The 18,867-nt window shown below is 31.4% G+C and carries 28 protein-coding genes; all 28 read left to right on the top strand.

Translation table 11 applies throughout. The features are described from left to right. The first annotated feature begins 1 nt into the window (after position 1). The 28 genes from rpoC (at position 2) to rpsK (ending at position 18,863) form a co-directional block, all read left to right on the top strand. Entirely contained in the window at positions 2–4,171 is a 4,170-nt protein-coding gene (gene rpoC, locus ABXT39_RS02695) for a DNA-directed RNA polymerase subunit beta' (protein WP_415295734.1), read from the top strand. 175 nt (positions 4,172–4,346) lie between these two features. Further along, positions 4,347–4,718: a 30S ribosomal protein S12 gene (gene rpsL / locus ABXT39_RS02700; RefSeq protein ID WP_415277709.1), complete on the top strand. Its 372-nt coding sequence runs from the start codon at positions 4,347–4,349 to the stop codon at positions 4,716–4,718. A 2-nt stretch (positions 4,719–4,720) separates the two neighbouring features. After that, a complete protein-coding gene (rpsG, locus tag ABXT39_RS02705) occupies positions 4,721–5,191 on the top strand; it encodes a 30S ribosomal protein S7 (protein ID WP_415289728.1) in 471 nt (156 codons plus the stop codon). Positions 5,192–5,197: 6 nt separating this feature from the next. Further along, entirely contained in the window at positions 5,198–7,276 is a 2,079-nt protein-coding gene (gene fusA / locus ABXT39_RS02710) for an elongation factor G (protein WP_415295735.1), read from the top strand. Positions 7,277–7,281: 5 nt separating this feature from the next. Then, positions 7,282–7,590 (top strand): 30S ribosomal protein S10, encoded by a 309-nt coding sequence (gene rpsJ, locus ABXT39_RS02715; RefSeq protein WP_271492964.1) that lies wholly within the window; start codon positions 7,282–7,284, stop codon positions 7,588–7,590. Positions 7,591–7,592: 2 nt separating this feature from the next. Then, the gene (rplC, locus tag ABXT39_RS02720; RefSeq protein ID WP_415295736.1) at positions 7,593–8,303 is read left to right on the top strand and encodes a 50S ribosomal protein L3; all 711 of its coding nucleotides are present in this window, start codon (positions 7,593–7,595) and stop codon (positions 8,301–8,303) included. Then, positions 8,303–8,926, top strand: a complete 624-nt coding sequence (gene rplD, locus ABXT39_RS02725; protein ID WP_415295737.1) for a 50S ribosomal protein L4 — start codon at positions 8,303–8,305, stop codon at positions 8,924–8,926. The genes rplC and rplD overlap by 1 nt, the downstream gene beginning before the upstream one ends. A 1-nt stretch (position 8,927) precedes the next feature. After that, complete coding sequence (rplW, locus tag ABXT39_RS02730) at positions 8,928–9,221, top strand: 50S ribosomal protein L23 (RefSeq protein ID WP_415295738.1); 294 nt, start codon at positions 8,928–8,930, stop codon at positions 9,219–9,221. Positions 9,222–9,224: 3 nt separating this feature from the next. Beyond that, a complete protein-coding gene (gene rplB, locus ABXT39_RS02735) occupies positions 9,225–10,070 on the top strand; it encodes a 50S ribosomal protein L2 (RefSeq protein WP_415295739.1) in 846 nt (281 codons plus the stop codon). Further along, positions 10,070–10,363 carry a 30S ribosomal protein S19 gene (rpsS, locus tag ABXT39_RS02740; protein WP_271492437.1) on the top strand — a complete coding sequence of 98 codons (294 nt, stop codon included), beginning with the start codon at positions 10,070–10,072 and terminating at the stop codon, positions 10,361–10,363. Before rplB ends, rpsS begins: the two co-directional genes overlap by 1 nt. Positions 10,364–10,365: 2 nt before the next feature. Further along, complete coding sequence (gene rplV / locus ABXT39_RS02745; RefSeq protein WP_415295740.1) at positions 10,366–10,764, top strand: 50S ribosomal protein L22; 399 nt, start codon at positions 10,366–10,368, stop codon at positions 10,762–10,764. Beyond that, positions 10,748–11,428 (top strand): 30S ribosomal protein S3, encoded by a 681-nt coding sequence (gene rpsC, locus ABXT39_RS02750; RefSeq protein WP_415295741.1) that lies wholly within the window; start codon positions 10,748–10,750, stop codon positions 11,426–11,428. The genes rplV and rpsC overlap by 17 nt, the downstream gene beginning before the upstream one ends. A 2-nt stretch (positions 11,429–11,430) precedes the next feature. Further along, positions 11,431–11,841, top strand: coding sequence for a 50S ribosomal protein L16 (rplP, locus tag ABXT39_RS02755; RefSeq protein WP_271525610.1), 411 nt, complete (start codon positions 11,431–11,433; stop codon positions 11,839–11,841). A gap of 1 nt (position 11,842) precedes the next feature. Further along, positions 11,843–12,034 carry a 50S ribosomal protein L29 gene (rpmC, locus tag ABXT39_RS02760; protein WP_415295742.1) on the top strand — a complete coding sequence of 64 codons (192 nt, stop codon included), beginning with the start codon at positions 11,843–11,845 and terminating at the stop codon, positions 12,032–12,034. Continuing rightward, positions 12,027–12,263 (top strand): 30S ribosomal protein S17, encoded by a 237-nt coding sequence (gene rpsQ, locus ABXT39_RS02765; protein ID WP_271492425.1) that lies wholly within the window; start codon positions 12,027–12,029, stop codon positions 12,261–12,263. The genes rpmC and rpsQ overlap by 8 nt, the downstream gene beginning before the upstream one ends. Continuing rightward, positions 12,260–12,628 carry a 50S ribosomal protein L14 gene (gene rplN / locus ABXT39_RS02770; RefSeq protein ID WP_415295743.1) on the top strand — a complete coding sequence of 123 codons (369 nt, stop codon included), beginning with the start codon at positions 12,260–12,262 and terminating at the stop codon, positions 12,626–12,628. The genes rpsQ and rplN overlap by 4 nt, the downstream gene beginning before the upstream one ends. A gap of 1 nt (position 12,629) precedes the next feature. After that, the gene (gene rplX, locus ABXT39_RS02775) at positions 12,630–12,878 is read left to right on the top strand and encodes a 50S ribosomal protein L24 (RefSeq protein WP_415295744.1); all 249 of its coding nucleotides are present in this window, start codon (positions 12,630–12,632) and stop codon (positions 12,876–12,878) included. Next, positions 12,878–13,432, top strand: a complete 555-nt coding sequence (rplE, locus tag ABXT39_RS02780; protein ID WP_415295745.1) for a 50S ribosomal protein L5 — start codon at positions 12,878–12,880, stop codon at positions 13,430–13,432. The genes rplX and rplE overlap by 1 nt, the downstream gene beginning before the upstream one ends. Position 13,433: 1 nt before the next feature. Then, entirely contained in the window at positions 13,434–13,739 is a 306-nt protein-coding gene (gene rpsN, locus ABXT39_RS02785) for a 30S ribosomal protein S14 (protein WP_271492416.1), read from the top strand. Positions 13,740–13,749: 10 nt separating this feature from the next. Further along, entirely contained in the window at positions 13,750–14,145 is a 396-nt protein-coding gene (gene rpsH / locus ABXT39_RS02790) for a 30S ribosomal protein S8 (RefSeq protein WP_271492411.1), read from the top strand. Further along, positions 14,145–14,684 carry a 50S ribosomal protein L6 gene (rplF, locus tag ABXT39_RS02795; RefSeq protein ID WP_415295746.1) on the top strand — a complete coding sequence of 180 codons (540 nt, stop codon included), beginning with the start codon at positions 14,145–14,147 and terminating at the stop codon, positions 14,682–14,684. The genes rpsH and rplF overlap by 1 nt, the downstream gene beginning before the upstream one ends. Further along, entirely contained in the window at positions 14,684–15,040 is a 357-nt protein-coding gene (gene rplR, locus ABXT39_RS02800) for a 50S ribosomal protein L18 (protein ID WP_415295747.1), read from the top strand. Before rplF ends, rplR begins: the two co-directional genes overlap by 1 nt. Before the next feature lie 2 nt (positions 15,041–15,042). Continuing rightward, the gene (gene rpsE / locus ABXT39_RS02805; protein ID WP_415295748.1) at positions 15,043–15,555 is read left to right on the top strand and encodes a 30S ribosomal protein S5; all 513 of its coding nucleotides are present in this window, start codon (positions 15,043–15,045) and stop codon (positions 15,553–15,555) included. Beyond that, entirely contained in the window at positions 15,555–16,016 is a 462-nt protein-coding gene (gene rplO, locus ABXT39_RS02810; RefSeq protein ID WP_415295749.1) for a 50S ribosomal protein L15, read from the top strand. Before rpsE ends, rplO begins: the two co-directional genes overlap by 1 nt. Positions 16,017–16,026: 10 nt before the next feature. After that, complete coding sequence (gene secY / locus ABXT39_RS02815) at positions 16,027–17,307, top strand: preprotein translocase subunit SecY (protein ID WP_415295750.1); 1,281 nt, start codon at positions 16,027–16,029, stop codon at positions 17,305–17,307. A 4-nt stretch (positions 17,308–17,311) separates the two neighbouring features. Continuing rightward, entirely contained in the window at positions 17,312–17,953 is a 642-nt protein-coding gene (locus ABXT39_RS02820; RefSeq protein WP_415295751.1) for an adenylate kinase, read from the top strand. Positions 17,954–18,008: 55 nt separating this feature from the next. Continuing rightward, positions 18,009–18,392, top strand: coding sequence for a 30S ribosomal protein S13 (gene rpsM, locus ABXT39_RS02825; protein ID WP_415295752.1), 384 nt, complete (start codon positions 18,009–18,011; stop codon positions 18,390–18,392). A gap of 6 nt (positions 18,393–18,398) precedes the next feature. Further along, a complete protein-coding gene (gene rpsK, locus ABXT39_RS02830) occupies positions 18,399–18,863 on the top strand; it encodes a 30S ribosomal protein S11 (protein WP_415295753.1) in 465 nt (154 codons plus the stop codon). The last annotated feature ends 4 nt before the right edge of the window (positions 18,864–18,867 follow it).

The raw sequence follows: 18,867 nt of genomic DNA on the forward strand, positions 1-18,867 counted from the left end.
TATGAAAAATGAATTAACAGACTTATTTAAAAATAGTGAAGTTTCTGAGGCACAAAATTTTAATAGTATTAAAATTACTCTAGCAAGCCCTGAAAAAATTAAATCTTGGACATATGGTGAAATTAAAAAACCTGAAACTATTAACTACAGAACTTTTAGACCAGAAAAAGACGGTTTATTTTGTGCTAGAATTTTTGGACCGATAAAAGATTACGAATGTTTGTGTGGAAAATACAAACGTATGAAGTTTAGAGGAATTATTTGTGAAAAATGTGGAGTTGAAGTAACAAAATCAAACGTAAGAAGAGAGAGAATGGGTCATATAAATCTCGCTACTCCTGTTGCGCACATTTGGTTTTTAAAATCATTACCTAGTAGAATTTCATTAGCCGTTGACATGAAGCTTAAAGAGGTTGAAAGAGTTCTTTATTTTGAAAACTTCATAGTTATTGAGCCTGGTTTAACTGGTCTTCAAAAAAACCAATTACTTAATGAGGAAGAATTAGCAAAATATCAAGATGAGTTTGGTGAAGAATCATTTGAAGCAGGTATAGGAGCTGAGGCAATTTTATCAATTCTTAAATCGATGGATCTTGATCTTGAAAGAAAACTTTTAATTAATACAATTAAAGAAACAAAATCAAAAGTTAATGAAGAAAGATCAATTAAACGACTTAAATTAATTGAGTCATTTATTGAAACTGGTCAAAAGCCTGAATGGATGATTTTAACTGTAATACCAGTTATACCACCTGAATTAAGACCTTTAGTTCCACTAGATGGTGGACGGTTTGCAACATCTGATCTTAATGATCTTTATAGAAGAGTTATAAACAGAAATAATCGTCTTAAGAGATTAATGGATTTAAAAGCTCCTGACATTATTGTTAGAAATGAAAAAAGGATGCTTCAAGAATCGGTTGATGCTTTATTTGATAATGGTCGTAGAGGAAGAGTAATTACTGGAACTGGTAAACGTCCACTTAAATCTTTGGCAGAGATGCTTAAGGGTAAGCAAGGAAGATTTAGACAAAACTTACTAGGAAAAAGAGTAGATTATTCAGGAAGATCTGTAATTGTTGTAGGGCCTGACCTTAAACTTCATGAGTGTGGCTTACCTAAGAAAATGGCTTTAGAATTATTCAAACCTTTTTTGTATGCCAGATTGAATAAATTAGGACTAGCTTCTACAATTAAACAAGCAAAAAAATTAGTAGAAAAAGAAACTAATGCTGTGTGGGATGCACTAGAACTTATCGTAAGAGAGCACCCAGTTTTACTAAACCGTGCACCAACACTTCACAGATTAGGGGTTCAAGCTTTTGAACCTAAGTTAATTGAAGGAGATGCAATTGAACTACACCCATTATGTTGTGCAGCCTTTAATGCTGACTTTGACGGCGACCAGATGGCTGTTCACGTTCCTTTAAGTTTAGAGGCTCAACTAGAGGCTAGAATTTTAATGCTTTCAACGAATAATATTTTAAGTCCATCAAATGGAAAACCTATCATAGTACCAAGTCAGGATATGATTTTAGGTCTATACTATTTATCTCAAGCACCTTTTCAAACTGAAAAGCCAGATGGTTACTTTATAAATAACGATGAAATCGAACACGCCTTATCCACAGGTCAAATAAAAGTTCACTCTACTATTGTTTCAAGGTTCGAAACACTTGATGAGAATGGTAACAAGAAAGTTGAAAAATACACAACAACTGCTGGAAGATTTTTATTATCTAATTTATTGCCAAAACATAAAGATATTACTTTTTCAATGATCGATAGACTACTTCCTAAAAAAACAGTTTCAGAAATTATTGATAGTGTTTTTAGATTTTGTGGTCAGAAAACTACAGTTATATTTTGTGATCATTTAAAAGACTTAGGTTTTAAACATGCATTTAAAGCGGGGATTTCTTTTGGTAAAGATGATTTGGTTATTCCTAAAAACAAAGGACAATTAATTGATGATACTAAAAAATTAATTGCAGATTATGAAAACCAATATTCAGAAGGTTTAATTACTAGAGGTGAGAAATACAACAAAGTTGTCGATGCTTGGTCAAAATGTACAGACAAAGTAGCCGGTGAAATGATGAGAGGTATTTCTGCAACCGAAAGCACTCCTGATGGCATGAAAATTAATTCAGTATTTATGATGGCTGATAGTGGAGCCAGAGGTTCAGCTGCTCAAATGAAACAGTTAGCTGGTATGAGAGGTCTTATTGCAAAACCATCTGGTGAAATTATTGAAACTCCAATTATTTCTAATTTCAAAGAAGGTTTAACTGCTTTAGAATATTTCAATTCAACACACGGAGCCAGAAAAGGTTTAGCTGATACCGCTCTAAAGACGGCAAGCTCAGGTTATTTAACTAGAAGACTTTGTGATGTAGCTCAAGATCTTACAATTTCAAAAATTAAGTGTGATAATCCTGGTTTTATTGAATTAGCAGAAATTTTAGAAGGTGGAAACGTTGTTGTTAGTTTATCAGAAAGAGCACTTGGAAGAGTAACGGCTTTTGATGTAAAAAATCCTATTACTGGTGAAGTAGTTATTAAAAAAGAAACTATGATTGATGAGTCAGGTTGCGATAAAATTGATGCAGCTGGTGTTAAATTTATCAAAGCTTATTCAGTTATGACTTGTAGCTCTAAAATTGGTGTTTGTGCTACTTGTTATGGAAGAGATCTATCTAGAGGAAAAATGGTTCACGTTGGTGAGGCAATTGGTATGATTTCAGCCCAATCTATTGGTGAGCCAGGTACTCAGTTAACAATGAGAACTTTCCACGTTGGTGGTACTGCTTCTGTTAAGCAAGAGTCTGAAATTGTTACAAAATCTGCAGGTACTTTGAAAATTATTAACACTAATTTATTAGAAGATTCTAAGAAAAATCTAATTGTTATGGGAAGAAACACCCAACTATCAATTGAAGATAATAACGGTGTTCAAGTTGCAATTTATAAAGTTGCTTATGGATCAAAATTATTTTTCCAAAATGGTGATAAAATTAAAGCTAATGAAAAAATTTGTGAGTGGGATCCTTATACAACTCCAGTTATTGCAGAAAAAAGTGGTATTGCTGGTTATGTAGATTTAATCGATGGTGTTTCTATTCAAGAGACAACTGATGATGCTACTGGAATTTCTTCTAAATCAGTCGTTGATTGGAGAGCGCAATCTAAGAACACAGATTTAAAACCAAGAATTACCTTAAGAGATGAGAAGGGTAATGTAATTAAGAAAGCTGACGACAATGAGGCAAGGTACTACTTGGTACCTGATTCAATTCTTTCTGTTAAAGATGGTCAAAAAATATTTGCTGGTGATATAATTGCAAGACTTCCAAAAGAAACAACTAAAACAAAAGATATCACTGGAGGATTACCACGTGTAGCTGAATTATTTGAAGCTAGAAAAGCAAAAGATAGTGCAATTATTGCTGAGAATGATGGCCAAGTGTTATTTGGTAAAGAAGTTAGAGGTAAGCAAAAAATTTCAATTCAACCAGATGATGGAGAACCTTCAAATTATTTAATACCAAAAGGTAAACATATCAATTTTAACCAAGGTGAGAAAATTAAAAAAGGTGAGTACCTATTAGATGGTCAGCCTTTACCTCACGATATTTTGAGAATTTTAGGCATTAAAGATTTAACAGAATATTTTGTTAATCAAGTTCAAGAAGTTTATAGATTACAAGGTGTAGTAATTAACGACAAACACATTGAAACAATATTAAGACAAATGCTTAAAAAAGTTGAGATCAAACAGTCAGGTGATTCGTCTTACTTACCTGGTGAAATGATTGACAGAATTAAGTTTGATAATGTAAATGAAAAACTAGTTGCTGAGGGAAAAAACCCTGCATCTGGTGAAAGAGTTTTAATGGGTATTACTAAAGCTTCACTTCAAACAGAGTCATTTATTTCTGCTGCTTCATTCCAAGAAACTACAAGAGTTTTAACTGATGCTGCGATTAAAGGTAAAGTTGACCCTTTAAATGGCTTAAAAGAGAATGTTATTGTTGGTAGATTAGTCCCAGCTGGAACTGGCCATATCAAGAACAAATGGAATGAAAATGCTATTGCAGCTGACAATAAATTTTTAGCTGATCAAGAAAAAATTGAGCCTGTAGAAGCTACAGAAACTCCTGCAAATTAATAAAAAAAACACGTTTAACTTGTAGTTTTAGTTTGACAATCATAGATTTAATAGTATTTTGACGCTGTTTTTGGTTGGAATGTAGTACCTACTTTATGGAACTAAACGCTGCCACAAAATAACCTGTCAGTTATTTTCATTCAAAAATAAATTAATTAATTAATTAAAAAAATTTATGCCAACTATTAACCAGTTGTTAAGAAAGAAAAGAACTAGACCAGTTGCAAGAAATAAAGTTCCTGCACTTGAAAAACAACCTTTAAAAAGAGGTGTGTGTCTTAAAGTTTACACAACAACTCCTAAAAAACCGAACTCTGCATTAAGAAAAGTTGCAAGAGTTAGACTTTCAAATGGTTTTGAAGTCACAGCTTACATTGGTGGTGAAGGTCATAATCTTCAAGAACACTCAGTAGTTTTAATTAGAGGTGGTCGTGTAAAAGATTTGCCTGGTGTTCGTTATCACATTCTTAGAGGAAATTTAGATACTCAAGCTGTAGCAGGTAGAAAGAAACGTAGATCTTTATATGGAACTAAAAAAGGTAAATAATTATGTCTAGAAAAAAAACACAACCAAAAAAAGTTGTCACCCCAGACCCAATATTTAAATCTACTATTATTCCCAAACTAATTAATTCTATTATGTATGATGGAAAAAAAGTTGTTGCAGAGAAAATTGTTTATGAAGCAATTGAAAAAATTAAATCAAAAACTAAAGAAGAGCCAATTAATGTTTTTAATGAAGCAATAAATAATATCAAACCTACTGTTGAAGTTAGATCTCGTAGAGTTGGTGGTGCAACGTACCAAGTTCCTGTTGAAGTTAAAAACAATCGTGCTCAAGCACTTGCTATTAGATGGTTAGTTGACGCTTCAAGAAAAAGAAAAGACAAACATATGTCTGATAAAATTTTTAACGAACTGTATGATGCGTATGAAAAAAAAGGATCAGCAGTTAAAAAAAGAGAAGATGTACATAAAATGGCTGAGTCGAATAAGGCTTTCGCTCATTTTAGGTGGTAAAAAATTATGGCTAGAATTAATACATTAGACACATATCGTAATATTGGAATTATGGCGCATATTGATGCTGGTAAAACCACTACTACTGAAAGAATTTTGTATTACACTGGAAAAAGTCACAAAATTGGTGAAGTTCATGATGGTGCAGCAACAATGGATTGGATGGAGCAAGAACAAGAAAGAGGAATTACAATTACCTCCGCTGCAACTACTTGTTTCTGGAACGATCATAGAATTAATATTATTGATACTCCTGGTCACGTAGATTTTACTATTGAAGTTGAAAGATCATTAAAAGTTTTAGATGGTGCTGTATGTGTTTTTGACGGTGTTGCTGGTGTTGAACCTCAATCAGAAACAGTATGGAGACAAGCTGATAAATATAAAGTTCCAAGAATTTGTTTTGTAAATAAATTAGACAGAACTGGTGCAGATTTTTACAGATGTGTAGATATGATTAGAGATAGACTTGGCTGCAAACCTTTAGTTATACAAGTTCCAATTGGTATGGAGGCAGATTTAGTTGGCGTTGTTGATTTAGTGAAAATGAAAGCCCAGGTTTGGAAAAATGAAGCCTTAGGTGCAGAGTGGGAATACAAAGAGATTCCAGATAATTTAAAAGAGATTTCTCAAAAATACAGAACTGAACTTGTTGAAACAGCTGTTGAGCAAGATGAAAAATTAATGGAAAGTTATTTAAATGGTGAAGAAATTAAAGAAGAAGATTTAATTAAGTGTATAAGAAAAGGAACTCTAAACTTTAGTTTTGTTCCAATTACTACTGGTTCAGCATTTAAAAACAAAGGTGTTCAACCTTTACTTGATGCTGTTATTAATTATTTACCAAGCCCAATTGATATTGGTTCAATTAATGGAACGATACCAGGAACTGAAGATATTAAGGAAATGAAATTTGATGATGGAGCTGGTTTTTCAGCTTTAGCTTTTAAAGTTGCGAACGATCCATTTGTTGGATCATTAACTTTTATAAGAATTTACTCTGGAACAATTAAAACTGGAACTGCTGTTTATAATACTTCAAAAGAAAAAGAGGAAAGAGTTGGTAGAATGCTTTTAATGCATGCAAATTCTAGAGAAGATATTAAAGAGGCAAATGCTGGTGATATCGTTGCATTAGCTGGTCTTAAATATACAATAACTGGTCACACTTTATGTGATGAGGCTAACCCAGTTTTACTTGAGCCAATGGAGTTTCCTGAGCCAGTAATTGAAATTGCAGTTGAACCTAAAACAAAAGCTGACCAAGAAAAAATGGGTGAAGCTTTAGCTAGATTAGCAAAAGAAGATCCTTCATTTAGAGTAACTTCAGACGAAGAATCAGGTCAAACAATAATCAAAGGTATGGGAGAATTACACTTAGATATTATTGTTGATAGAATGAAAAGAGAATTTAATGTTGAAGCAAATATTGGAGCACCTCAGGTTGCATACCGTGAAACTATTCAAAACGCATCTGAGTTTGAATACACACACAAAAAACAAAGTGGTGGTGCAGGACAGTTTGCAAAAGTTAAACTTTTAGTAGAACCTCAAGAACCAGGCAAAGGTAGAGAGGTTGATAGCAAAATTAAAGGTGGATCAATTCCTAAAGAGTTTATTCCAGGCGTTGAGAAAGGTATTGAAACAATATCTGATGGTGGAATTCTAGCTGGATTTCCGATGATTGATTATAAAGTTACAATTTTAGATGGATTACACCATGATGTTGACTCTAGTGTGCTTGCATTTGAACTTGCTGGTAGAGCTTGCTTTAAAGAAGCTTGTACTAGAGGTGGATTGAAATTATTAGAGCCAGTGATGAGAGTTGAAGTTGTAACTCCTGAAGATTACATGGGTGATGTTATTGGTGATTTAAATAGTAGAAGAGGCCAAATAAGTGAGCAAGAAAGCAGAGGAAATGCGACCGTTATAACTGCAATGGTTCCTTTAGCGAATATGTTTGGATATATAAACAGCTTAAGATCAATGTCTCAAGGAAGAGCTCAATACTCAATGTTCTTTGATCATTACTCTAAAGTCCCACAAAACGTGCAGGATGAAGTAACTAAAAAGATTGCTGGATAAATATTATGGAAAAACAAAATATTAGAATTAAATTAAGAGCTTACGACAATAAGATCTTAGACGCCTCTACTGAAGAAATTGTAAACACTGTTAAGAGAACGGGTGCTACAGTTAAAGGGCCAATACCACTACCAACTAGAATTGAAAAATATACAGTTTTAAAAGGACCTCACATTGATAAAAAAAGTAGAGAGCAATTTGAAACAAGAACACATAAAAGATTGATTGATATCATTGAACCTACTCCTCAAACTGTAGAAGCTTTAATGAAACTAGATTTAGCATCTGGTGTCGATGTGGAGATAAAAATTTAATTATGACTGAAATAGCTTTAGTTGGAAAAAAAATAGGTATGACAAGAGAGTTTTACCATACTGGTCGTTTAGTTCCAGTTACAGTAATTAAAATGGAAAAAGCTAGAGTTATTAGTGTGATTGAAGAAGATAAACGTGGATATAAAGCTATACAATTAGGTTTTGGCAACATTAAAAGCTCAAAACTTACAAAAGCAATGAAGGGCATGTATGCTAAAAAAAATACTGAAGCAAAGAAAAAATTAAAAGAATTTAGAGTAAAAGATACAGAGCCATACAAAGAAGGTAATGAATTTGGTTTAGAAATTTTTAACGAAGTCAAATTTGTTGACACTACTTCAAAAACTATTGGAAAAGGTTTTGCTGGAGCAATGAAAAGACACAACTTTGGTGGTTTAAGAGCTACACACGGCGTTTCTGTTTCACATAGATCTCATGGCTCAACAGGTCAAAGACAAGACCCTGGTAAAGTTTTTAAAGGAAAAAAAATGGCTGGTCATATGGGGGATAGAGTTAGAACCATGCTAAATTTAGAGATAATTAAAACTGATTTAGATAACGAATTATTATACTTAAAAGGCTCAATACCAGGTTCTAAGAACTCAGAAGTATTAGTTAAACAATCAGTTAAAATTATTAATAAACTAACTATTAAAGAAAAAATTGCTGCCGCTGAAGAGGCGAAAAAAACACCTGATAAAAAGAAAAGATAATGAAAATTGATAAAATAAATTTAGATGGGAAAAAAGACTCGATTGAAGTTTTGGATAAAATTTTTTCAGCAAAAATAAATAAAAAATTAGTAGATAACGTTTTATACAAAACTAATGCTAACTACAAAGGCAGACACGCCAAAACAAAACAACAGAATGAAATTGCTGGATCTACTTCAAAGATTTATGCTCAAAAAGGAACTGGTGGAGCGCGTCATGCAAGTAGAAAAGCCCCTATTTTTGTTGGTGGTGGTGTAGCACATGGTCCAAAAGGTCAACTAGCTTATAAAAAAAGAAAACTTAACAAAAGTGAAAAAAAATTAAGCGTAGCATCACTAATCACCGAAAAGAATAAACTTAATAATTTATTAATCTTTAGTGATTTTGCTACTGAAATTAAAAGAACTAAAGAAATGCACTCAATAATCAAAAAATTTAATTTGACTCATTCATTAATAATTCTAGATAAAATTTCAAAAGATAAAGTTGAAAAATCAATGAGGAATATACCAAATGTTAAAGTTACTGATGTAAACCACTTTAGTGCCTTTGATATTATCAAATTTAAAAAAGTTGTGTTTACTGAAAGTTCAATAAAAGAACTAGAAAAGAGATATTCTTAAAATGGATAAGATACATTTATACGATAAAATTTTATCACCAATGCTAACTGAAAAGACAACAAATCTTTCTGAGCATAATAAAATTGTATTTAAAGTTCCAAGAGAAGCTAACAAAACTAATTTAAAAAAAAATATTGAAAAAATTTTTAAAGTAAATGTTATTAAAATTAACATAATTAATAAACAAAACAGAAAAGTTGTTAAACGAGGGAAAAAAGTAAATATTCAAGGATATAAAAAAGCAATTATAACTCTAAAAAAAGGTCAAAGTATTGATCTAACAACAGGAATTTAAATAATGGCATTAAAAACATTTAAACCATATACAAAATCTACTAGAGGAACTGTTCTAGTTGATAGAACTGGTCTATGGAAAGGCAAACCTTTTAAAATGCTAGTTGAACCCAAAAATTCAATGAGAGGAAGAAATAACAACGGTCATATTACTTCTAGAAACATGTCTGGTGGTGGACATAAGAAAATGTATAGACTTGTTGATTTTTATCGAAAAAAATTTGATGCACCAGGTACAGTTGAGCGTATTGAGTATGACCCGAATAGATCGTGTTATATTATGCTAATTAAGTTTGAAGATGGAACTCATTTTTACTATTTAGCACCTCAAAAAATTAATGTTGGTGATGTTGTTGAAAATGGCTCTGCAAAAGAAATTAAAGTTGGGAATTGTATGCCGTTAAGAGACATTCCAGTAGGTGTAAACGTGCATAACGTTGAATTACAACCTGGTGGTGGTGGAAAAATAGCTAGATCTGCTGGTACCTCTGTTACTATAAGCGGTTTAGATGGTAATTATTCATTAGTTAAAATGACCTCCGGTGAAGTTAGAAGAATAGACTCAAGATGCATGGCAACAATCGGTGTTTTGTCAAATCCAGACCAAAAAAACATTAAAATTGGTAAAGCTGGAAGATCAAGATGGCTAGGTAGAAGACCTCATACAAGAGGAGTTGTGATGAATCCAGTTGATCACCCACACGGTGGTGGTGAAGGTAAGAGTGCTGGTGGTAGACATCCAGTATCTCCAACGGGTCAAGGTGCAAAAGGATTAAAAACAAGAACAAACGCTAGAACAGATAAGTTTATAGTTAAAAGAAGAAATAAAAGAAAGGATACTAAAAAATAATGGCTAGATCAGTATGGAAAGGTCCTTTTGTTGAAGAGAGCTTAATTAAAAAAGTTGAAAAACAAAAATTAGACCCCAAAAAAATGCCAATTAAAACTTGGTCAAGAAAGTCAACTATAATTCCTGAATTTATTGGTGTTAGTTTTTTGATTTATAATGGAAAGAAATTTATACCAGTTACCATTTCTGAAGATATGGTTGGACACAAACTTGGTGAGTTTTCACCAACAAGAACTTTTTTTGGACACACGCCTGCAGATAAAAAGGCAAAACCAGCAACAGCTAAGAAATAACCATGAATAAGAAAAAGAAAATTAATAGAGTTAAAGTAGATACAGTTAGATCTGTAAATAATAATATTAGATCTAGTGTAAGAAAACTTAATCCTATTCTTAAGGCAATTGTTGGAAAAAAAGTTGATGTTGCTATTAGAGAATTACAATTTTCTGCAAAAAGAATAACAAGAGAGATTAGAAAAACTGTTTCATCGGCTATTGCTAATGCTGAAAATAATAATCAATATGATATAGATAAATTAATTGTTAAAGAAGCTTATTGTGGAAAAAAAGTTGTTATGAAAAGATTTAGACCTAGAGCAAAAGGAAGAGCTGCACCGATTTTAAAACCATATTCAACAATTACAATTATATTATCAGAAGCAAAACAAATGGAGAGTCATGGGACAAAAAGTTAATCCAATAGGTTTTAGACTTGGTGTAAATAGAGGTTGGGACTCTGTTTGGTATGCTAAAAAAAAAGACTTTGGAAATTATTTAATTGAAGATTTTAAGATTAGAGCCCATATCAAGAAAAATGTAGTTAACTCTGGTGTATCAAAAGTTATGATAGAGAGAACTTCAAATAAATGTTTTGTTACAATTTATACTTCAAGACCAGGCTTTGTTATTGGTAAAAAAGGTAGCGATATTGATAAAATTAAAAATAATTTATCTAAATTTACTAGCAACGAAGTGTCTTTAAATATTAAAGAGGTAAAAAAACCTGAAACTAATGCTTTTTTGGTAGCGGAAAATATCGCACAACAACTTGTAAAAAGAATATCGTACAGAAGAGCAATGAAGAGAGCCATGCAATCTTGTATGAGACTAGGTGCCAAAGGAATTAAAGTTGCAATAAGTGGTAGACTTGGTGGTAATGAAATTGCAAGAACAGAGTGGTTGAGAGAGGGTAGTATTCCTTCTCACACATTAAGAGCAGATATTGATTATGATGAAGCAGAAGCTTTAACAACTTTTGGTATTATTGGAATTAAAGTTTGGATTTATAAAGGTGAAGTATTTGCAAAAGAATTTAGTCAAGAAACAAATAAAGTAAAACCTAAAGAAGTTAAAGAGTAATTATGTTACAGCCGGTAAGAACAAAATATAGAAAAGCACACAAAGGTAGAATTCATGGAACAGCTACACGCGCTGCAAAGATTAATTATGGATCATTTGCTTTAAAAGCTATGGCTCCTGAAAGAATTATTGGTAAACAAATTGAAGCTGCTAGAGTCGCTTTAACGAGACACATGAAAAGACAAGGACGTGTTTGGACCAGAATTTTTCCAAATATTCCAGTTTCAAAAAAACCTGTTGAAGTAAGAATGGGTAAAGGTAAGGGTGCTCCTGAATATTGGGCATGCAGAGTTAAACCAGGTAGAATTTTGTTTGAAATTGATGGTGTTTCAGAAGCAATTGCAAAGGAAGCTCTTTATAAAGCATCAGCTAAATTACCTATTAAAACTAAGTTTATAAAAAGATTTGCATAATATGAAAATACAAGAAATTAAAAAATTATCTAAAGACGAATTATTAAAAAATATAGATAAATTGAAAAAAGATTTATTTAATTTTCGATTTCAAAGAATTAATTCTGAAATTAAAGATCCATCAAAAATTGGACAAACAAAAAAAACGATAGCAAGGTTAAAAACTATACTAAAAGGAAAATTAAATGCCTAAAAAAATATTAACAGGAGTAGTTACCAGTGATAAGCCTAATAAAACCATTACTGTAGCTGTAGAAAGAAAATATTCACATCCCGTGCTAAAAAAAGTGGTTAAAGTTCAAAAAAAATACAATGCACATGATGAAAACAATAAATTCAAAACTGGAGACAAAGTTTCAATTATTGAATGTAAACCGTTTTCAAAAAATAAAAAATTTCAAGTAATGGATGGTTCTAAATGATACAGGTGCAAACTGAAATGTTAGTCGCAGACAACACTGGTGCAAAAAGAATTGAATGTATTAAGGTTCTAGGTGGGTCAAAACGTAGATATGCTAGTATTGGTGATACAATCGTTGTTGCAGTAAAAGAAGCAATACCCAAGGGTAAAGTAAAAAAAGGCTCTGTACACAAAGCAGTCGTAGTACGTGTTAAATATGGAATTCATAGAGAGGATGGTTCAAAAGTTAAATTTGATAACAATGCAGCGGTATTGATTGATGATAAAGGTGAACCAGTTGGAACTAGAATCTTTGGGCCTGTTACAAGAGAATTAAGAAATAGAGGTCAAATGAAAATAATTTCATTAGCTCCTGAGGTATTATAAAATGATTAAAAAAGGTTCTAAAGTAAAAGTATTAACTGGAAGAGATAAAAAAAAAGAAGGTGAAGTTATTGAAATTGACAGACCTAATAATAGAGTAAAAGTTCAAGGGATTAATATTGTGAAAAAACATGTGAAGACTACAAAAGAAAAAAAAGGTGGAATTATTTCTAAAGAAAGCTTTATTCATATTTCAAACCTTGCACTTGTTGATGCAAAAGAAAAAATAAAAAAAACTGAGGCTAAAAAATAATGACACCAAGATTAAAAGAACTTTATTATAAAGAAATTCAACCTGCACTTAAAGAGCAATTAGGATTTAAAAATACCTTTCAAGGACCAAAAGTAATTAAAGTTGTTATTAATATGGGCTTAGGTCTTGATGGAGCTGATGCCAAAATTATGAAATCTACTGAAGAGGATTTGGGAAAAATTACAGGACAAAAACCTACAGTTACAAAATTTAAGAAATCAGTTGCTAACTTTAAAACAAGAAAAGGTACAAACGCAGGTTTAAAAGTTACCTTAAGAGGTAATAAAATGTATGAATTTATCGATAGACTAGTTAACATTGCTCTACCTAGAATTAAAGATTTTAGAGGTTTATCTCCCAAAGGTTTCGATAAATTTGGTAATTATACTTTTGGAATTAAAGAACATATAATTTTTCACGAAGTTAATTTTGATAGAATAGACAAAATTAGAGGTCTTGATGTTGTGGTTGTAATTGCTGCTATGAATAAAGACCATAGTTTTGCACTTCTAGAAAAATTAAATTTTCCATTTATTAAAAAAGGAGATAATTAAAATGGCTAAAGTAAGTGCGGTTCAAAAGAATGATAAGAGAATTAAACTTTCAGATAGATTGTTTAAAAAAAGATTAGCTTTGAAAAAAATTATTATGGATAAGAAAATTTCTCTTGAAGAAAGATTTAAAGCACAACAAAAATTATCTAATTTGCCTAGAAACTCTGCAAAAAATAGAGTAATGAATAGGTGTCAAATCACTGGAAGACCGCATGGTGTTTACAGAAAATTAAAAATATCAAGAATAGCTCTAAGAGACTTAGGATTGCATGGATTAATTCCAGGTATGACGAAGTCGAGCTGGTAGAAAGGAATATATGAGTTTAAGTGACCCAATAGGGGATATGATCGCAAGAATAAAAAATGCTTTAGTGAGAAATCACAAAAAAGTTGCACTACCTTCTTCTAACTTTAAAGTGAAAATTGCAGATATTTTAAAAAATGAAGGTTTTATCAAAGAATATAAAATTGATACTGAAGATAAAAAACCAGTTTTATCTATAGACCTAAAATATTATTCAGGAAACCCAGTTATTAGCACATTTGAAAGAGTGTCAAAGCCAGGAAGAAGAATATTTTCAAGTGCTGATAGTTTACCAAAAATTAATGGTGGGCTTGGTGTGGCAATAGTTTCTACTCCAAAAGGTGTTATGACCGATGTTGATGCTAGAAAGCAAAAAGTCGGTGGAGAAATAATCTGTAAGGTATTTTAATGTCTAAAATTGGTAAAATAAGTATTTCAATTCCAGAACAAGTTAAAGCAGTACTCTCGGGTAGTGTTCTTAATATAGAAGGTCCATTAGGTAAAAAATCACTTAATGTTGATTTGGAAATGTTTAATCTTGATATAACTGAGGGAAAAGAAATTTCAATTAAACCAAAAAAAGTTGACCAAAATTCCAAAAGATTATGGGGTATGAATAGAAGTTTAATTAATAATGCCGTAATTGGCTCTAGCACTGGTTATGAAAAAATATTAGAGTTAGTGGGCGTTGGATATAGAGCTGCGCTAAAAGAAAAACAATTAAATCTACAGCTTGGTTATAGTCATGATATAAATTTTGATATACCAGAAGGTATTAAGATTGTTGTTGAAAAACAAACTACCGTCAAAGTTAGCGGATCTGACAAACAACAAGTTGGTATGGTTTGTTCAAAAATTAAATCTTTTAGAAAACCTGAGCCTTATAAAGGCAAGGGAATTAGAGAAAAAGGTCAATATATATTAAGAAAAGAAGGAAAGAAAAAATAATGAAATTAAATGCAACCCAAAGAAAAAAATTCAGAGTAACTAATAAAGTTAAAAATGTTTCTTCTCCCGATAGATTTAGACTAAGTATTTCAAGATCTTTAAAAAATATATCTGCTCAAATAATTGATGATGTTAAAAATATTACCTTGCTTTCTTCTTCTTCTATTGAAAAAGACGTTAAAGCTATGAACAAAGTTAATAAGACAGATATTTCTAAAATTGTTGCTGAAAAATTAGCAAAAAAAGCAGTAGAAAAAAAGATAACTAAGATTTATTTTGATAGAGGTGTTTACAAATATCATGGTAGAGTTAAGGCATTTGCTGAAACGTTACGTAAAAATGGAATGGAATTTTAATTATGGAATTTAAGAAAAAAATTGACGATGGAATTTTAGAAAAACTAGTTCACATCAACAGAATTACAAAAGTTGTAAAAGGTGGTCGTAGATTTGGTTTTTCAGCACTAGTTGTTGTGGGTAATCAAGCAGGTAAAATTGGTATAGCTCATGCCAAAGCCAAACAAGTTCCAGATGCAATTAAAAAAGCAAATGAAAATGCCAGAAGAAAATTAATTCATATACCTTTAAGAGAGGGCAGAACTATACACCATGATGTTTATGGAAAAGATGGTGCAGGTAAAATTATTTTAAGATCAGCTCCAAAAGGGACTGGTATTATTGCTGGTGGCCCTGTGAGAGCAGTTTGTGAAGTTTTAGGAATTAAAGATATAGTTGCTAAATCAATGGGAACATCAAACCCTCATAACATGATAAGAGCTACAATGAAGGCTCTTTCAAAACAGAATTCACCAAAACATATTGCAACTATTAGAAATAAAAAAATTTCTGATGTAATTGAAAAAAGAGGATAATGACTACATTAAATACTACTGGAAAAGTTTTATACAAAAAAAAGATGAGAGTTGGTAGAGGTATCGGTTCTGGAAAAGGAAAAACTTCTGGAAGAGGTGTTAAGGGTCAAAAATCTAGATCTGGTGTTGCCATCAAAGCTTTTGAAGGTGGTCAAATGCCTTTATATAGAAGATTACCTAAAAGAGGCTTTAATGCAATTAAGAGATACCAAGCTGTTATAGCAATAATGAATTTAGAGAAAATTCAATCATATATCGATGAAAAAACTATTAATTCAAGCGATGTAATAAACATGGCTTTACTTATAAAATTGAAATTAATTAACAAGAATTCGCAAAAATTAAAAATACTAGGCACAGGTGACATTAAAGATAAAGTTAGCATTGAAGCTGATCTAATATCAAAAGCTGCTGTAGTTAAATTAGAAAAAGCTGGCGGCACAATACAATTAAAAAAATAATTAAGATATTATGAGTGCATCTTCTCAAACTAATGATCTTAAAAATCGAATAATCTTTACAATTTTTATCCTAGCAGTTTATAGATTTGGTACTTTTGTGCCAATTCCAGGTATCGATCCTGAACAATTACAGACAATGATGAGTGGTAATCAAAAAGGATTACTTGGGATGTTTAACGTCTTTTCAGGTGGAGCTGTGAGTAGAATGGCTATATTTGCACTTGGGATTATGCCATATATTTCATCATCAATTATAGTTCAGTTGTTAACTGGTGTATCTGATTATTTTAAAAATTTAAAGGCACAAGGTGAAACCGGAAGAGCAAAAATCACTCAGATCACAAGATATGGAACAGTTGTTCTTGCTACTGTTCAGGGTTATGGATTGTCTATAGGTTTACAGTCTTCTCCTGACTTAGTTATTAATCCAGGGTCATTTTTTACCATAACAGCAGTCTCAACCATTGTTGCTGGTACAATGTTTTTAATGTGGCTTGGTGAACAAATAACACAAAGAGGTATTGGTAATGGTATTTCATTGATTATTTTTGCGGGTATTGTTGCTGAAATTCCACGTGCTTTAGTTACTACATTTGAACTTGGTAGAACTGGTGCAGTTTCTACAATTATGATTATTGGAATTTTTGTATTATTAATTGCAACAATAATGTTCATTGTATTTATGGAAAGAGCATTAAGAAAAATTTTAATAAACTATCCTAAAAGACAAATGGGAAATAAAATGTATGGTGGTGAATCTTCTCATTTACCCTTAAAAATTAACCAAGCTGGTGTTATACCGGCAATTTTTGCATCAGCTTTATTATTATTACCTGTAACTTTTTCTAATTTTAGTTTTTCAGACAATGATGCATTCTTGAATATAAGTTCATACTTTACACAGGGGCAACCTCTTTACATGTTGCTTTATGCTTCTGGAATAATATTTTTTACTTTTTTCTATACATCGATAACATTTAATTCAACTGAGACTGCTGATAATTTAAGAAAATATGGTGGTTTTATACCTGGGATTAGACCGGGTGAAAACACTGCTTTGTATATTGATAAAATTGTAACAAAACTAACAACAATTGGAGCTCTGTATTTAACAATTGTTTGTTTAATGCCAGAATTTTTAATTGCTAATTATCCAATACCTTTTTATCTTGGTGGAACTTCTATTTTAATTGTTGTTGTAGTTGCAATTGATACTGTTACACAAATCCAAACTAGATTGATGAGCTCTCAATATGAGCAATTAGTTAAAAAAACAAAATTCGGAAAATAACTAAGTGAATATAATTCTTTTTGGTCCTCCAGGTGCAGGCAAGGGGACTCAAGCTCAATCTATTGTTAAAAAACATAATTATTTCCAACTATCAACAGGAAATTTATTAAGAGATGAAGTTAAATCTAAAACGGATCTTGGAGTTGATATAGAAAAATTAATATCTAACGGCAAATTTGTTTCAGATGAAATAGTAAATACTTTATTGAGACAATCTCTGACTAATTTAAAATATAGAGATAGAATTATTTTTGATGGATATCCAAGAAATGTTGAGCAAGCTATCAATTTGGAAGTAATATTAAAAGAGTTTAAACAAATAATAGGGCACACTATATTTTTAAATGTCTCAAGAAACACCATTGAAAAGCGTATTATGGGTAGAATGACCTGTGAAAAATGTAACATGACATTAAATGAGTATTTCAATAAAAATGAAATAGAGCTTCATCCGTGTGGTGTCGCATATTTAAAAAAAAGAAAAGATGATAATCTTGACATTGTTATCTCTAGATATGATACTTACATGTCTTCTACAAAGCCGGTATTAGATTTCTATTCAAAAAATTTAAATTTCACTGAAATCGATGGTGCTGCTGAAATTGATCAAATAACCAATAAAATCGATGAAATTCTTAAGGTATAAGACGTTGACTTTAGAACATCTTCTTATATAAAAGGCTAAATTTATTCTCAGAAATATGGCTCGTATAGCAGGTGTTAACATTCCCCAAAACAAACTTGTCCACATAGGACTAACGTACATCTACGGTATCGGTGGTAAATTTTCTAACCAAATTTGCACTTCTTTAGAAATTCCTAAAGCTAAAAGAATAAACGAATTGACTGACGATGATATTTTAAAAATTAGAGAATATATAGATGCAAATTTTAAAGTTGAAGGTGATCTTAGGAGAGATTATTCTTTAACAATTAAAAGATTGATTGATCTCGCATGCTATAGAGGATCTAGACATAGAAAAAAACTTCCAGTTAGAGGACAAAGAACAAGATGTAATGCAAGAACAAGAAAAGGTAAAGCAATCGCAATTGCTGGTAAAAAATTAACACCACTTAAAAAATAATTATTTATGGCTAAAGTAGAAAAAGTTGAAAATGCAGACTCTGTTGTAGAAAAAAAAGCTGAAAAAAAAGTAGATAAAAAGTCTAAAAAAAGTTCTTATTCAAAAAAGAAAAAAATTAAAAAAAACATACTGAATGGTATTGCTTATGTCCAGTCAACATTTAATAACACGATAATTTCAATAGCAGACACAAATGGCAATGTTATTTCATGGGCGTCAGCCGGTCAAAAAGGTTTTAAAGGATCAAGAAAATCAACTCCTTATGCTGCCCAAGTTGCAGCAGACGCAGCTGCATCTAAAGCTTTAGAATATGGAATGAAAACTTTATCAGTTGAAGTTAAAGGACCTGGTTCAGGAAGAGAAACAGCATTAAGAGCATTACAAGCTAAAGGATTTAAAATTCTTTCAATAAAAGATACAACACCAATGCCACATAATGGCGTAAGACCACCAAAGAAAAGGAGAGTTTAGTAAA

Source organism: Candidatus Pelagibacter sp. Uisw_113 (assembly GCF_047717815.1).
Taxonomy (GTDB): Bacteria; Pseudomonadota; Alphaproteobacteria; order Pelagibacterales; family Pelagibacteraceae; genus Pelagibacter.